Source organism: Phyllobacterium sp. 22552 (genome assembly GCF_052044585.1).
Lineage (GTDB): Bacteria > Pseudomonadota > Alphaproteobacteria > Rhizobiales > Rhizobiaceae > Phyllobacterium > Phyllobacterium ifriqiyense.
Map to the genome: position 1 here is coordinate 327,348 of NZ_JBQENG010000001.1, position 13,935 is coordinate 341,282.

Consider the following 13,935-nt stretch of genomic DNA (forward strand, 5'->3'; position numbering starts at 1 on the left):
CTGCTACGCCTTCGGTCCAAACACTCGGAATTGCGAATTCGGAAACCATCAATGTCAATCACCGGCCAGGACACTGGGGGCCGGGTTATCGGCGCGCCTGCACAGCTGGCCAAGCAGCAAGTAAAGCACGCCGTATGGGGCTGCGTAACCCGACGGTAACAGTGCGCAGAAACGTTTTACGAGTAACGGGCTGGAGATATGGCCATCGCAGCGCAGTGGTGTTTGCGAGAGCCAGAGGATGCCCGATTATCCGCTGATCAGCGATAAAATATAAAAAGGGTGCTTTGAAGCACCCTTTTTATTGCTGGCTGTGTAGATTGATCAGTTCTTTAGTTCAAAAGTAACATCCACAGTTACGTTGTAGGTGTTCTCGCCAGCAGCGACCGGGACAGAATCTGCAGCCATTGCCATCATCTTGCTTTGCGCCATTGGCACGGGACGAGGGTTTCGCGATTGCTCGCTAATCTGTACAATTTTGCCAAGTTCAACGCCCGCAGCTGTGCTGAGAGTTTTCGCTTTTGAAATAGCACTGGCAACGGCTTTTTTTCGTGCTTCTTCCAGGATCGCATCCGGCTTGTCGTTGGTGAATACGAGATTGCCACCCTGATTAACGCCAAGTGACACAGATTGGTCCAAAATTTCTCCAACCTTCTTCAAATCGCGGACGCGCACAGAAAGCGAATTGGACACTGCATAGCCAACGATTTTTGGTGCTTCAGGCTGTTGTTTGCCGTCCTTGTTTTCCGGATAAACATAACGCGGTTCAATGTTGAAGCCGGAGGTCTGGAGATCGCGATCTGCGATTCCTGCCTGCTTCATTCCGTCCAGAACCTTGGCCATTGATTCATTGTTGGCAGTCAGCGCTTCTCGTGCCGTTGGTTTCTCCTCCATAACAACCAGCGAAAGAACCGCTGTGTCAGGTGCAATCGCAGCTTCGCCTTCGCCGGTTACGATGATGCGCGGGCGCGGAGTTTCATCCGCAAGAGCAGCAAAAGGAACAGCAATCATCGCAGTCGTTGCAAGGGCTAGGGTCAGGATTTTAGATGTCATGGATATCTCCCCAAATGACGTGAAGCTGCTGACTCGCAGGTCATTATGGGTGGATTAGGGCAAAAAGCAAAAAATCTCCGACTGCATAAAATGCATCCAAAAGCGTTGTTCGACGTTCCTGAACAACCAAAGGAGTGCATTATGACTGACGAAAGAGAGAAAATTAGCGGCAAACAGCCGGAAAAGCAGGAAAAGCCTGACAGAATACCAATCGAAACCCAGGATTGGGATGAGGTTGGTGTGGCTGAAGTGCAGGCCGATGATGAGCTGGCAATACTGGGTGAGCGGCAAACCGAATCCGAAGACGCCGGCGATCTATCCGAAGACGACGATGATAATCCATATCAGGAAAGCGATGCAGCTCTGCCTGATGACGAGGAGGAAGCTGAGATCGCATTTGATCCGGAGCGAGAGGGTCGCCGGTTTGGTGACTAAACAGCAGTAACTTTGCTGGAAAGACAACGCCTCGTTAAGGGGCGTTTTCTTTTTCTACAGCATCGCAAGTTTTGGACATAGGTATTGACTAAGATACAAATGTTCATTACTCGATATGCAGTGCTGCCATGTCTTTCGGGTCGCGAGCAGCGTAATTCGACAATCAGTCAAGGAGTCCCGGGATGGCTTCCGCCAGAACGTCAAATGCCAAGCTCAAGGACGACGGCAGCAACCTTCCATTCGCCTTTCGGCACTACACGCCAGATCAGTTAAAGGAAGCCTTGCGCAAAATGTATCTGATACGCCGTTTTGAAGAGGGCGCTGAGGAATCGTACACACGCGGGCTGATCCACGGTACGATGCACCTTTCAATCGGTCAGGAGGCGAGTGCCGTCGGTATATCCATGCCGCTTGCCGAAAATGACATGATCACCTCTACACATCGTGGTCATGGTCATTGCATTGCCAAGGGTGCGGACGTTGCAAAAATGTTTGCTGAGTTCTTTGGCAAAGAAACCGGTTACTGTAAGGGGCGTGGTGGCTCCATGCATATTGCGGACGTTTCCAAAGGCAATCTTGGTGCAAATGGCATTGTCGGCGGAGGCATTCCTATCGCCGTGGGCGCAGCGCTGTCAGCCAAGAAACAGAAAAACGGTAAGGTCATTGTTTCCTATTTCGGCGATGGTGCAAATAATGAGGGTGCCTTTCATGAGGCCCTTAACATGGCTTCGGTATGGAAGCTTCCTGTTGTTTTCGTCTGCGAGAATAATGGTTATGGCATGTCTACTTCCACCGCACGTTCTACTGCCGTCGCCAATGTGGCGGACCGGGCTGTCGCCTACAACATGCCGGGTGTAATCGTCGACGGTAATAATCTTTCAGACGTTGCCGAGGCCTCTCACAATGCAGTGGAGCGGGCGCGGCGCGGCGAAGGGCCCACTCTTGTCGAATGCAAGACCTATCGGCATCGCGGACATTCGAAAAGTGACCGCAACCGCTATCGTACCAAAGAGGAAATCGAGGAGTGGATCAGCAATCGTGACCCCATTCATCTATTTGAGGATCAATTGAAAGAGTTTGGTTTCCTTGATGACACCCAGATCGCTGACCTTCGCGATAGTGTAGCAAAGGAGATCGCCGACGCGATCGAATTTGCCAAGGACAGTCCATCACCGGACCTCAATAATCTCACGCGTGACGTATATACGGACTGATCACATGAATGAAGTAGTGCGCGAACTGAGCTATTCGCAGGCAATCCAGGAGGCGATGGCCATCGCCATGGAGGCTGATGACCGGGTGTTCCTTATGGGGGAGGATATAGGCGTCTATGGCGGCGCCTTTCAGGTAACCGGTGATCTGGTGCAACGTTTCGGCGAAGATCGCGTCATGGACACACCCATTTCAGAACTGGGTGGGGCGGGTGTTGCTGTGGGCGCTGCTCTGACAGGTATGCGGCCCATATTCGAGTTTCAGTTTTCTGATTTTGCCGCTCTGGCGATGGAACAGATCGTCAATCAAGCAGCGAAAATGCGCTATATGCTCGGCGGTGCGGTATCAGTTCCGCTGGTCATGCGGTTTCCTGCGGGCTCCGGCACGGGAGCGGCAGCACAACACAGCCAAAGCCTCGAAGCATGGTTCGGGCATGTCCCCGGATTGAAAGTTATCCAACCCTCGACGCCCTATGATGCCAAGGGCATGCTTCTTGCTGCAATCGAGGATCCTGATCCTGTCATGATCTTCGAACATAAGCTTCTTTACAAAATGAAGGGGCCGGTTCCCGAGGGTCATTACATTGTCCCTATAGGCAAGGCGGCTATTGTGCGCGAAGGCACTGACCTTACGATTGTTGCGTCGGCTATCATGGTTCACAAGGCGCTTGAAGCGGCCCAGGAACTGGCCAAAGAAGGCATTAACGTTGAAGTTGTCGATTTACGAACTGTGCGTCCGATGGACAAGGACACCATTATTGCCAGCGTAAAGAAAACGTCGAAGCTCATGTGCGTATATGAGGGTGTGAAAACACTTGGCGTAGGTGCCGAGGTGAGCGCCATGATTGCCGAAAGTGAAGCATTTGACTATTTGGACGCGCCAATCGTTCGTCTTGGCGGCGCCGAAACTCCCATTCCTTATAATCCCGATTTGGAGAGGGCGACAGTTCCTCAAGTGCCCGGAATTATCCAGAGCGCGCGCGATCTCGTAAAAGGGGTGCGATAGGTTATGCCAGTCGAAGTTATCCTGCCAAAGGTCGATATGGATATGGAAAGCGGCCAAATTTCGCGATGGTATGCGAAGGAGGGAGACTCGATAACAAAAGGTCAATTGCTTTTTGAAATCGAGACTGACAAGGCAGCGATGGAAGTTGACGCGCCGGCATCCGGTATTTTGCGTAATGTGACGGCAGAGGAGGGATCTATCGTTCCCGTAGGACAAGCTGTTGGCTGGATATACGCTGAAGATGAAAGCTACGACACGGCCATTGCTCCTGTAGAGACGGAAGTGCAAGCTACGTTGCCGCAGCAGTCAGAGGTAGTGTCGCAAGTTGTTCTGGCGAAACTTACGGACGTGGCCTCTGCCTCACATGAAAACGACGGTATCCGCGCAACTCCTCTGGCCAGGCGCATTGCGCGCGAAGCAGGTGTCGATCTGGCCTCAATCGCCGGTTCCGGACCAAAAGGCCGAGTGCAAAAGAAAGACGTTGAACTGAAAACCTGCGTCAAGGCTGCTGCCATGCCTAAAGCCACCAAGACACAAGCCAGCAATGGAGATATGCTCAAGGCCGCTTGGTTGCGGGAGGGCAAAGACAAGTCGCTTGCGCCGGTTGTGCTACTTCATGGCTTTGGCGCAGATATGAATAGCTGGCGACCGATGCTCGGCGGTGGGAGTATTGATAACGCAATTTTCGCCGTCGATCTGCCTGGTCATGGCGGGTCCACATGCTCTATTCCCGGCGAACTTGAAGCGATTGCCGAAATGGTTGAGCAGACCATTGCCGCGCAACATTCCGGACCACTCATACTCGTTGGGCATTCGTTCGGTGGAGCTATTGCTGCTCTGATTTCTGGTCGCGGAAATTTGGACGTTCAAGCTTTGGTCTTGATAGCGCCAGCTGGATTAGGCCCGGAGATCAATGGTTCATTCCTTGCCGGTTTCGTACGCGCCCGGACTGAAGCCAGCTTGACTGCGTGGATGAAGCAACTGGTTGAAGATGAGAGCCTTCTAACCAAGCCCTTTGTTGCTGCAACTTTGCAACAGGCAGAGAACCATGATCTGCGTGAAGCGCAAAGGCTGATCAGTGACCGCTTTTTTGCCGACGGCACTCAGGTTTTCGACATAAGGCTGACCTTGAATCGTCTCTCTATTCCGGTCCGCATTATTTTCGGTGCTGCTGATCGTATCATTCCGGCAAGCCATGGCGCTGGCCTACCGGGCGAGATCGCTTTGCATATGTTTGGTCAAACCGGTCATATGCCGCAACTGGAACGCCGTGAGGCTGTTATGCGGATATTGAAGGACGTCAGCCAGTCGGTAAAATAAGATTGGCAGTCCTTTTACCGAGCGTGGCGCGCCGGATGGCGCTCCGTGCAGATGCGAGATTTGGTGTGATCCAATTGGGCTCGATGCCGATGAATTTGTCGAGAAAAGCAATCGCGTAATCGGGTATTTCAGCAACATTCTCGCGATAAGACCACCAAGTCCGTAAATCCTCGGCGCATTTGCTGGTCTCCGGTGCTGTGCCAAACTCCTGTTGGCAGATGGCGGCAATCGCACCCACGCAATAGTTTGTGTAGAGAAAGCCCTCCGGCCAAAACGCAACAATTTCGCGCATTTCCGGTTGTGACAGGGCATTTTCGCTCGTCTTTCCGGTGAGCTTTGCAGGCTCCTCTTTAATCAGTTCCTTAAGTGCGATACCTGCCGCGAAGATGATGAAGTCTTTCCGATCGATATCAGCGTATGATTTTTGCAATTCGACGGTTTCAATCCAGTTGAGAAAGGCTCGTGTCAATTTGGTATCGTCGATCGAAAAGTGATAGCCAAAATGCTGGGTGATAAGCGCAGCGTTTTTGCGAAAAGCCATGCGAAACCAGCGCAATTGACGCAAGCGATGCCGCAGGTCCGGCACATGGACAAGTTCATCCTTAAAAATAAAGCTCATTCCTGTTCACCTGCCTGCGTTTAGCTTGGACTTATGTATTATACATATTGACACTTTAAAGAACAAATGTTCTATTTTTTCTGTTCACTGTCGGTATTTTCGATCATCGCCATTCCCTTTTCAAAAACCCGTGACGGTTTTTCAGGTTATAGGCTAATCATAACACATCGTACGGTGAAACAGGGAGGAGAGTTGGTATGGTCATGTGGCAATGGGGGTTGCTCGCGCTCGGTCTTTTGTGGGCTTTGCAATCGCTGGGCGTCTGGTACCAGATGCGCCACTATACCGACGTCATGAAGGGGATCACGTCGAAGTATAATGATGGTTTTGTTGGAGCCGGCAATGTTCGCGGTCGCCTTGGCAAGGGCATGATCGTACTGATCGTAACAAATGCAGATCTGGCAATTCAACGATTTCTGGTCATGAGTGGCCGTTCGGTTTTTGCGAAGTTCAGGCGACGCCCCGAATTTGAAAATATGTCGATTGAGGCTTTGCGAACAAGTTCATTGATGACGACAGAGGAAGATCGTGCGCTCGCAAAAGCGACAGAAGTTGCGATAGCTCAGATCGATAGAGCAAAGGCTGAGCCGAAGAGTAAGGGTCTTACCGGTATAAAGGCTGTCAACGCATAGGGATGGTCACTTCGAGGGGGTGACCAAAAGGAGGAGGGAAACATGTCAATTCTAACAATTTTGGCACAGCATGCGGATATCGCCGCCCACCATATATCGGTGGCCGGGTCGATGGTATCGGATGCGGCCTTGCATGGGAAACATGCAATCGATCATGCGGGAAATGATCTTGTCATTCTTGCACAGTCAACCGGCGACATTTCCGTCGAAGAATTCAAGCAGAAGCTGCAGAATGTACAGCAAGAAGAGCAACTTGGCTGGCTGACAAGTATCGGTAAATATTTCATCGGTATTTTTCAAAAGGGTGGTGAGGTTTTCGCCGGTTTCGTGACCGGTATCATCCCTACTCTGGTCGTGCTGATGACGGCGTTCTATGCTCTGACGGAACTAGTAGGAGAAGAGCGAGTCCACGGTATCGCACGTGGCGCTGGGCGTATCGCACTGACACGCTACACAATTCTGCCGCTCCTTTCGGTGTTTTTCCTTACCAATCCAATGGCCTATACGTTCGGCTCCTTCCTTGAGGAAAAGCATAAGCCAGCATTCTACGATGCGGCTGTTTCTTATGTGCATCCACCTCTTGGGCTTTTCCCGCATATCAACCCGGGCGAGTATTTCGTTTGGGGTGGTATTCTGGTGGCGCTTCTGGAGCTTGAGAAAAAAGGTGCTGTCCCCGCCGGCTATCATATCAACGTCGCGATCTGGTACGCGATTGTTGGACTGGTAGTCATTTTGCTGAAGGGCATGCTGACTGAGCGGATAACGGCCATCATGGCGCGCCGTCAGGGCATTGAGCTTTAGTCTGGGGGGAACAGATAATGTCAAAAACTTATACGCCAGTTAAAATCTCTCGCGGCAAGAACGGATGGGGCGGCCCACTCGTGATCCAGCTGACACCGGAGCGGAACAAAGTTGTTTCCGTTACCGGAGGTGGTATTCATCCAGTCGCAAGGCGAATTGCCGAGCTTACCGGTGGTGAGGCGGTTGACGGCTTCAAGGCCCCGCCCGTTGAAGGTGAAATGGGTGTTGTTGTTGTCGATTGCGGTGGTACGGCGCGTTGCGGCGTTTATCCTCGCAAGCGCATTCCGACGGTTAATCTGACATCGGTTGGGCAAGCTGGACCTTTGGCACAGTTCATAACCGAGGACATTTATGTATCGGGCGTGAAAGAAGCCGATATCGAGCTTGCGGACGGATCTCAGTCTAGCACGGTTGCAGGCGCATCAGCTTCACGATCAGCACCTCCGACGCCGGCAGAGCTTGCCGCTTCGATGGGGGCTTCTGATGCAGGACAGTCCAGCGAGGGCGGTCTAATTGGCCTGATCAGTGCTGTCGGTCGTGTGATGGGCCGTGTCGTTGGCATTTTCTTTAATGCCGGTCGCCGTACAATTGATCAGGTCGTTCGTAATGTTCTGCCTTTCATGGCGTTCGTTACGATGCTCATCGGCTTCATCCTCTATACCGGTATTGGCGATGTACTGGCACAGCCTATGGGCCCTCTTGCCAATAATATTGTTGGCTTGCTGATACTTTCCGCCATTTGCGGTTTGCCGTTCCTATCACCAATATTAGGGCCGGGCGCCGTAATCGCGCAGGTTATCGGGGTTGCAATTATCGGTCCACAGATCGCCAATGGCACTATATCGCCTGCGATGGCTCTGCCAGCGCTCTTTGCCTATAATACGCAAGTTGGCTGTGACTTCGTTCCGGTTGGCCTGGCGCTGGGTGAAGCCAAGCCAAAGACCATTGAAATTGGTGTCCCCGCTGTTCTGATCAGCCGCCAGATCATGGGACCCGTATCGGTGCTGATCGCTTGGGTCGTCAGCCTGATCGTATTTTAAACCAGAAGAAGAGATAGAGGTTCGCCATTATGTCAGTCCAATTCAAAACACGGATAACAGCCGTCGGGCCTGAAGTGGCGGATCTTGCGGAAGGAGGCGTCGTCATTCTTTTTGCCGACGGCGCTCCTCCCGAGCTTGCCGAGGTCTCCGTTCTCCATCTTGCGGAAACAGAGGCTTCTGATTCCAGTCCTCCCGTCGGCTCAGTCATTCAGATCGGCGATATCTCCGCCAAGATTACCGGAATGGGTGATTATGCATGGCAAAAGGTCAAGGAAATTGGCCATGTTGTTATTACTTTTAATGGCGCCAGCAAGGTGGAGCGACCTGGGGAAATTTGTGCTGCTGAAATATCAGCTGACAGGCTTGTAGCCGCCCTGAAAGTGGGAACCGTAATTACCATCGGTTGATTGCCGGAAAACACATCGAATACCGAAGAGAGAATTGAATGGAACGCTCGACTATCGTCCGGGTGCATGATGGATTGCATGCCCGACCAGCCACTCGATTTGTAAATCTTGCCAAAGGTTTCGAATGCGATATCGAATTGATCAAGGCTGACAAGTCGATCAATGCGAAAAGCTCAGTGAAGTTGATGCTGCTTGGCGTCAAGGAAAATGACGAGATAACTGTTCGTGCTACTGGAGCAGATGCGGCCGAGGCCATTGAGGCGCTTATCGGCTTTCTCGAAAATCCACACTCAGGCACATTTGAAATCAATACAGCCGAAAAAATCAAATCGGTTGAGGTCGCGCCGGTTGCAAACAACACCGTGTCGCACAGCCATCTGCGCGGTGTTGCGGCAAGTGAAGGCTTGGCAATCGGGAAGGCCTTTGGTTTTTTTCCGGCCGTAATTGATCAGGAAAACCGGACAATCACGAAAGACGCCATACCAGCCGAACTCGCCCGGTTGAACCAGGCTTTTGCAACAGTGCAGGATCGCATGAATGCATCGCTTGAAATTGATAATCTTGCCGCAAGCGATAGAGGGATCATTGCGGCGCTAAAAGATATTGCTTGTGACCAAGATCTCGTCGACGGTGCCACAACACTTGTTGAAAGTGGAATGGATGCAATATCGGCCGTGATTGGCACGACATCCAGAATAGCCTCAGATTTTGCTGCTATCGATGATCCCTATTTGAACGCGCGCGCTGACGACATGAACGCTGTCGGCCGCCAGATATGCCTGGCTCTGCTTGGCCAAAACGATGTCAATTTGGACGCAATTCCAGAGGGATCAATCCTGATAGCCGAAGATATAGGGGCCTGGGATTTGGCGCGTGCGCCCTTGAAGCGCATTGCAGGTATTGTATGCGGCCGCGGAGGGGCTACTTCGCATGTGGCCATTATTGCGCGCGCTCACGGTGTTCCTGCGGTGCTCGGACTTGGATCGGATGTGCAACGACTAAGCAATATTGGCACCGTTGCAATCGATGGTAATAGCGGCGAAGTGTTTGAAGATCCGGATCAGGAGATTGTCGCAAGGTTTCAAAGAAAAATCGCAGAAGCTACAGCCGAGAAACATGCGCTGAGCGTCTTCAAAGACTTCATTCCCAAACGCGCAGATGGAACGATTATCGAAATTGCGGCTAATATAGGCTCGCTTGAGGAAATTGAAGCAGCGCAGGAAGCCGGTGCAATGGGTGTCGGGCTTTTCCGGACCGAGCTTTTGTTTATGCGGCACATGCATCTGCCATCAGAAGATTTTCAGACAGAAACCTATGCAGCGTTAGCCACTGCTTTTGCACCTTATCCGGTTATTGTCCGCACACTTGATATTGGCGGAGACAAGGCCGTTTCGGGCATTGATTTTCCTGACGAGGATAATCCATTTTTAGGATGGCGCGGAATTCGCATGTGTCTTGATCGGCCCGATGTGTTTAAACCCCAGCTGCGTGCGCTTTTGCGGGCTTCCGCGAAGGGAAATATCAAAGTCATGTTGCCAATGGTCTCAAGCATCGATGAGGTGCATGCCACGCGAGCGCTGATTGATGAGTGCATCGCTGAACTGAAAGCTGAGGGCCAGGAATATGCATTGTTTGATTTGGGAGTGATGATCGAGACGCCAGCCGCCGTATTGATCGCTCCGGCATTGGCACGCGAAGTGGCATTTTTCTCTATAGGGACGAATGATCTGACCCAATATATCATGGCTGCTGACCGTCTCAATCCCACGGTTGCCAAGTTGAATGATGTAACCCATCCGGCTGTCATGACCGCAATTGAGATGACAACCACCGCCGGTGTTCAGGCGGGCATAATGGTCGGAATGTGCGGTGAAGCAGCAGGCCGTCCTGATCTCATCCCGACTTTCATTAAAATGGGCCTAACCGAGCTGAGTATGAGTCCTGCGTCGATACAAAGGGCTAAAAAATGCATACAGGACTTTGGTTAGCTTAAGGCAGGTGTGGTATCAGAAACGCGAACAGGTCGGATAATGCGTGAAGCTTATCCCGTGCCATTATAGCCTGTTCGAGTTTTTCGGGGCGAGCCTGTAAGGCCAATAAGGTTGTTTCTACCAACTTCTCCCCGTCGGGTTGATGATTTGAATATGTTGCCAGACCTATAGCTAGAGCGAGTGCAGAGAAGCACAAAAGTGATCTCGTTTGATCCGTCGCCTGCTGGGTGAACAGAGCGGTGCTCCGGTAGCGCGCGTGCAGTTCAATAGCCAATGCGGCGCATGCATTTGCAATCGCCTTCGGATCATCGCTTTTTGTTGCGGAAAGCAAGGTGGCATGCCGGCGAATCATGGTGGCATGGACGGATGCGAAGCCCGCTTCATGAACGAGCGCATTGGATTCATGGAGTGCCTTCAAAAGATATTTTGTCAGGTAATAAGCGTCGCGGCAGAACAATGCTTCGCCAGCGTCGCCATTCTCAAAGAAGTAGGCGGCCAAGCTACGCGCCTCCGGAGCGCCCGAATGAGCAGTCGGATCGTGTGAAATTAACGAAATTGACACTGTTTCTGCTGATGTGAACGCTTTATCCAAAACGCGCGCGACCTTATCGAGCATGAATTCCGGGAGTTCTTGAGGCGTCAATTTCACATCTTGCCGGCTGGCTCTTATGAGATGGCGAACATCTCGGAGCCTGTCTTTAAGATTGACGACGAAATCGTTTTGAATGTCCCGTAGCATATTGGCAATCCCGCGCAGGAAAGTGGATAAGACTTTGTATCTTTTTTTCGTGGCTTGCTAAATAACATTCTGGTGGAGTTGTATAATAATGACCACGCAGGTGATTTGCCTGCAGGTATAGGGGGGAGATGATTGACCGATCGACGCAAGCGACCGAATAGTGCTGCCGGCAGCCCGAAAAAAGCAGCGCTCGATGTGGGCCAGCCTGATACAAAAATCAGCCGGATGCGCATGCGTGCTGCATGGATGTATTACATAGAACAGATGACGCAGAACGAGATTGCCGAGGTCCTCGGGGTTGGACGCGTGACAATTGTGCGCATGCTGGCAGAGGCGAGGGCGCGCAATGAGGTCAAAATCGGTATCCAGGGTTATCTTTCTGATCTCATCGCGTTGGAGCGCGAAGTAGAGCAGCAATTCGGCTTGGAGAAGGTGATTATCGCACCCTTGTCCCAAGCGGTAAGCGATCCGATACCTGCCATCAGCGCTGCAACTGGCGCATATCTATCCGATGTTGTCAGTAATGGCATGCGCGTGGGGGTGGGCTGGGGCCGCACATTGCTCAGCACGCTCTCATTCATTGAAGCGCGAGCGCTGGAAGACTTCACCGTGATCTCGCTTTTGGGTGGAATCAGCCAACCGCGCCGATTCAATCCGGCGGAATTTGCATGGCAATTCGCCCAGCTTTTTCAGGGCGAAGGCTATCTTATCCCCGCTCCGGCAATGGTGGACAGCATTGAAACCCGAACCGCGCTCATTGAGCGATGCGGATTGAAAAGCGTGTTCGAAATGGCGGAAGACCTGGATATGGTGCTGCTCAGCGTTGGCGCCATCGAAACTGCATCAAGCACACCTTATCGTATCGGGTTTCTCAATGAGGGGCATCAAGCCTCACTGGCTGAAAGAGGCGCGGTTGGCGATCTGTTATTCCATTTTTATGATAGGCAGGGAAATCTGGTCGATCACCCGGTTCATGATCTCGTCATGTCTGTCGGCATCGACACCATACAAAGGGTGCCAGTGCGCGTGCTTACATCGGGCGGGCGGGAAAAGATCAATGCGCTTCATGGAGCTATGAAGCTCATTCGGCCAACTGTATTTATCACCGATGAAGAAAGCGCCCGACAATTGCTTGCGCTGGCCGATGGCGAAACGGCGCGAACCGAAATTTCTGTTAGAAAAAGTTGAGGTAATTGGACTGTTTGGCAAGTCGGGGATTGCATTCAGGATTTTTCCCGTTATTGATCCCCGCACGGCTTGCGTGTCTTGCAACGCTGCCTCAGGTGGGGCCTGTAGCTCAATTGGTTAGAGCCGGCGGCTCATAACCGCTTGGTTGGGGGTTCAAGTCCTCCCGGGCCCACCATTTTTCCATTAGACAAGTGATTTCCATGGAATAGCGCTTTGGATTACCAAGCGTCGGCTTTGATCTTTTCAAAGCTCTCTCCCGCAACATCCGATTGATAAATTCTGCTCGGAGTTAGAGCCTTTCATCGCCTAAGTGTAATTCACACCCAACAAGCCTTTTAATGCCTTTATATGATGAGCGTTAGACAGTGGTGCCGTTTGGACACGTATTGATGGAGCGCATTCAAGCATTGATCCCCCACCTCCACAACACGCTCCGACTATGACCATAATAGTTGGCGATTGCAGTCAGGGCTGGACGGCAAGCTGCATGAAACCGAATTCGGCATCTTGATGGGCGGCGTCACCGTCCATTATGGACAAGTTTCAACTAATGCTTCCTCAGTATTCGGCGATGGTTCGATTGACACGGACGGATATGGCTTTGGCGGAACGCTGACCTGGCTGGCGCAAAACGGCCTCTATGTTGATGGTCAGGTCCAGGTCACATGGTATGAAACCGACATTGGTTCCGATACGCTGGCACGCAGCCTGGCCAATGACAATGATGGTTTTGGTTATTCGCTGAGCCTTGAAACAGGCAAGCGGATTGCCCTTGATGGAAACTGGTCAGTCACGCCGCAGGCGCAGCTGGCATATTCCAACGTGGACTTTGACAGCTTTACCGACCCGTTTGGCGCTCGAGTCTCGATGGACAGAAGTGAGAGCCTTAAGGGGCGCGTCGGGGTTGCAGCTGAATATCAAAACGCTTGGCAGGATGCTTCAGGCAGGATGGCGCGCAGTAATGTTTACGGCCTTGCCAATCTGTACCATGAGTTCCTTGATGGATCGGATGTTGGTGTGGCTGGTGTGAACTTTGCCAATGAAACAGATCGGACGTGGGGCGGCATCGGTGCTGGCGGTTCTTATAGCTGGGCCGATGACAAATATTCCATCTTCGGTGAGGTTTCGCTGAATACCAGCCTGAGCAATTTTGCCGACAGCTATAGCGTCAACGGAACAACAGGCTTCAAGGTGAAGTTCTGATTGCTTGATTTGAATAATGTTGGCGGGCCGGAGCAATTCGGCTCTTCAGCGTTGATTACCTATTGGCGTGGCGCATCTTTGAAGGCCTCAAAAATGCGCGTTGCCTATCTGAGAATTTTCACATATTGGACGGAACATAATCAGCGCCGGTGCAATGAGGCAATAATGCAGGCTAGAAAGCGATCTTCAAGATTTGTGCTGCTGGAGGCATTATTCATGACCCTGCTTTTTGTTATCCTCGTTGCCATTGCATTTGGCGGGTTTTATTTCTTTATCGCCAATCCATATTATTT

13 protein-coding genes, 1 tRNA gene and 1 pseudogene are annotated in these 13,935 nt (G+C 51.7%); 12 read left to right on the forward strand and 3 right to left on the reverse strand.

The features are described 5' to 3' along the window. Nucleotides 1-321: 321 nt before the first annotated feature. A complete protein-coding gene (locus tag ACTJI9_RS01665) occupies nt 322-1,050 on the reverse strand; it encodes an SIMPL domain-containing protein (RefSeq protein WP_440805609.1) in 729 nt (242 codons plus the stop codon). 141 nt (nt 1,051-1,191) lie between these two features. On the opposite strand from ACTJI9_RS01665, the gene ACTJI9_RS01670 reads away from it, so the two are divergent. The 4 genes from ACTJI9_RS01670 to ACTJI9_RS01685 all read left to right on the forward strand — a co-directional run bounded on the left by ACTJI9_RS01670 (nt 1,192) and on the right by ACTJI9_RS01685 (nt 5,022). After that, nucleotides 1,192-1,485, forward strand: a complete 294-nt coding sequence (locus ACTJI9_RS01670; protein WP_440805612.1) for a hypothetical protein — start codon at nt 1,192-1,194, stop codon at nt 1,483-1,485. Between the two features lie 182 nt (nt 1,486-1,667). After that, nucleotides 1,668-2,699 carry a thiamine pyrophosphate-dependent dehydrogenase E1 component subunit alpha gene (locus tag ACTJI9_RS01675; protein WP_440805614.1) on the forward strand — a complete coding sequence of 344 codons (1,032 nt, stop codon included), beginning with the start codon at nt 1,668-1,670 and terminating at the stop codon, nt 2,697-2,699. 4 nt (nt 2,700-2,703) lie between these two features. Then, nucleotides 2,704-3,702, forward strand: a complete 999-nt coding sequence (locus ACTJI9_RS01680) for an alpha-ketoacid dehydrogenase subunit beta (protein ID WP_337354487.1) — start codon at nt 2,704-2,706, stop codon at nt 3,700-3,702. A 3-nt stretch (nt 3,703-3,705) separates the two neighbouring features. Then, on the forward strand, nt 3,706-5,022 hold the full coding sequence (locus ACTJI9_RS01685) for an acetoin dehydrogenase dihydrolipoyllysine-residue acetyltransferase subunit (RefSeq protein WP_440805617.1): 1,317 nt from the start codon (nt 3,706-3,708) through the stop codon (nt 5,020-5,022). On the opposite strand, the gene ACTJI9_RS01690 is transcribed toward ACTJI9_RS01685, so the two are convergent. After that, nucleotides 5,003-5,641 carry a hypothetical protein gene (locus ACTJI9_RS01690; RefSeq protein ID WP_115052475.1) on the reverse strand — a complete coding sequence of 213 codons (639 nt, stop codon included), beginning with the start codon at nt 5,639-5,641 and terminating at the stop codon, nt 5,003-5,005. The genes ACTJI9_RS01685 and ACTJI9_RS01690 overlap by 20 nt on opposite strands. A 197-nt stretch (nt 5,642-5,838) precedes the next feature. Here ACTJI9_RS01690 and ACTJI9_RS01695 point away from each other — a divergent pair, with 197 nt between their 5' ends. The 5 genes from ACTJI9_RS01695 to ptsP are packed head-to-tail and all read left to right on the forward strand — an operon-like array spanning nt 5,839 to nt 10,509. Next, nucleotides 5,839-6,273, forward strand: a complete 435-nt coding sequence (locus ACTJI9_RS01695; protein ID WP_115052476.1) for a transcriptional regulator GutM — start codon at nt 5,839-5,841, stop codon at nt 6,271-6,273. 42 nt (nt 6,274-6,315) lie between these two features. Further along, nucleotides 6,316-7,074 carry a PTS glucitol/sorbitol transporter subunit IIC gene (srlA, locus tag ACTJI9_RS01700; RefSeq protein WP_115052477.1) on the forward strand — a complete coding sequence of 253 codons (759 nt, stop codon included), beginning with the start codon at nt 6,316-6,318 and terminating at the stop codon, nt 7,072-7,074. A gap of 17 nt (nt 7,075-7,091) precedes the next feature. Continuing rightward, nucleotides 7,092-8,114, forward strand: a complete 1,023-nt coding sequence (srlE, locus tag ACTJI9_RS01705; protein WP_115052478.1) for a PTS glucitol/sorbitol transporter subunit IIB — start codon at nt 7,092-7,094, stop codon at nt 8,112-8,114. 29 nt (nt 8,115-8,143) lie between these two features. Further along, complete coding sequence (locus tag ACTJI9_RS01710) at nt 8,144-8,521, forward strand: PTS glucitol/sorbitol transporter subunit IIA (protein WP_115052479.1); 378 nt, start codon at nt 8,144-8,146, stop codon at nt 8,519-8,521. Nucleotides 8,522-8,559: 38 nt separating this feature from the next. Continuing rightward, complete coding sequence (gene ptsP, locus ACTJI9_RS01715) at nt 8,560-10,509, forward strand: phosphoenolpyruvate--protein phosphotransferase (protein WP_440805620.1); 1,950 nt, start codon at nt 8,560-8,562, stop codon at nt 10,507-10,509. A 1-nt stretch (nt 10,510) separates the two neighbouring features. On the opposite strand, the gene ACTJI9_RS01720 is transcribed toward ptsP, so the two are convergent. After that, nucleotides 10,511-11,251 (reverse strand): hypothetical protein, encoded by a 741-nt coding sequence (locus ACTJI9_RS01720; protein WP_354344221.1) that lies wholly within the window; start codon nt 11,249-11,251, stop codon nt 10,511-10,513. Between the two features lie 132 nt (nt 11,252-11,383). On the opposite strand from ACTJI9_RS01720, the gene ACTJI9_RS01725 reads away from it, so the two are divergent. From ACTJI9_RS01725 to ACTJI9_RS01735, 3 genes and pseudogenes are all read left to right on the forward strand, one after another. Beyond that, nucleotides 11,384-12,439 (forward strand): sugar-binding transcriptional regulator, encoded by a 1,056-nt coding sequence (locus ACTJI9_RS01725; RefSeq protein WP_440805622.1) that lies wholly within the window; start codon nt 11,384-11,386, stop codon nt 12,437-12,439. 98 nt (nt 12,440-12,537) lie between these two features. Then, a tRNA-Ile gene (locus tag ACTJI9_RS01730) sits at nt 12,538-12,614 on the forward strand. Nucleotides 12,615-12,874: 260 nt separating this feature from the next. Further along, nucleotides 12,875-13,642, forward strand: a pseudogene (locus ACTJI9_RS01735) (autotransporter family protein); the annotation flags it as partial. Nucleotides 13,643-13,935: the final 293 nt, after the last annotated feature.

Excerpts from the sequence above, each read along its gene's own strand:
- ACTJI9_RS01665 (WP_440805609.1), bottom strand. The coding sequence starts at position 1,050 with ATGACATCTAAAATCCTGACCCTAGCCCTTGCAACGACTGCGATGATT.
- ACTJI9_RS01670 (WP_440805612.1), top strand. The coding sequence starts at position 1,192 with ATGACTGACGAAAGAGAGAAAATTAGCGGCAAACAGCCGGAAAAGCAG.
- ACTJI9_RS01675 (WP_440805614.1), top strand. The coding sequence starts at position 1,668 with ATGGCTTCCGCCAGAACGTCAAATGCCAAGCTCAAGGACGACGGCAGC.
- ACTJI9_RS01680 (WP_337354487.1), top strand. The coding sequence starts at position 2,704 with ATGAATGAAGTAGTGCGCGAACTGAGCTATTCGCAGGCAATCCAGGAG.
- ACTJI9_RS01685 (WP_440805617.1), top strand. The coding sequence starts at position 3,706 with ATGCCAGTCGAAGTTATCCTGCCAAAGGTCGATATGGATATGGAAAGC.
- ACTJI9_RS01690 (WP_115052475.1), bottom strand. The coding sequence starts at position 5,641 with ATGAGCTTTATTTTTAAGGATGAACTTGTCCATGTGCCGGACCTGCGG.
- ACTJI9_RS01695 (WP_115052476.1), top strand. The coding sequence starts at position 5,839 with ATGGTCATGTGGCAATGGGGGTTGCTCGCGCTCGGTCTTTTGTGGGCT.
- srlA (WP_115052477.1), top strand. The coding sequence starts at position 6,316 with ATGTCAATTCTAACAATTTTGGCACAGCATGCGGATATCGCCGCCCAC.
- srlE (WP_115052478.1), top strand. The coding sequence starts at position 7,092 with ATGTCAAAAACTTATACGCCAGTTAAAATCTCTCGCGGCAAGAACGGA.
- ACTJI9_RS01710 (WP_115052479.1), top strand. The coding sequence starts at position 8,144 with ATGTCAGTCCAATTCAAAACACGGATAACAGCCGTCGGGCCTGAAGTG.
- ptsP (WP_440805620.1), top strand. The coding sequence starts at position 8,560 with ATGGAACGCTCGACTATCGTCCGGGTGCATGATGGATTGCATGCCCGA.
- ACTJI9_RS01720 (WP_354344221.1), bottom strand. The coding sequence starts at position 11,251 with ATGCTACGGGACATTCAAAACGATTTCGTCGTCAATCTTAAAGACAGG.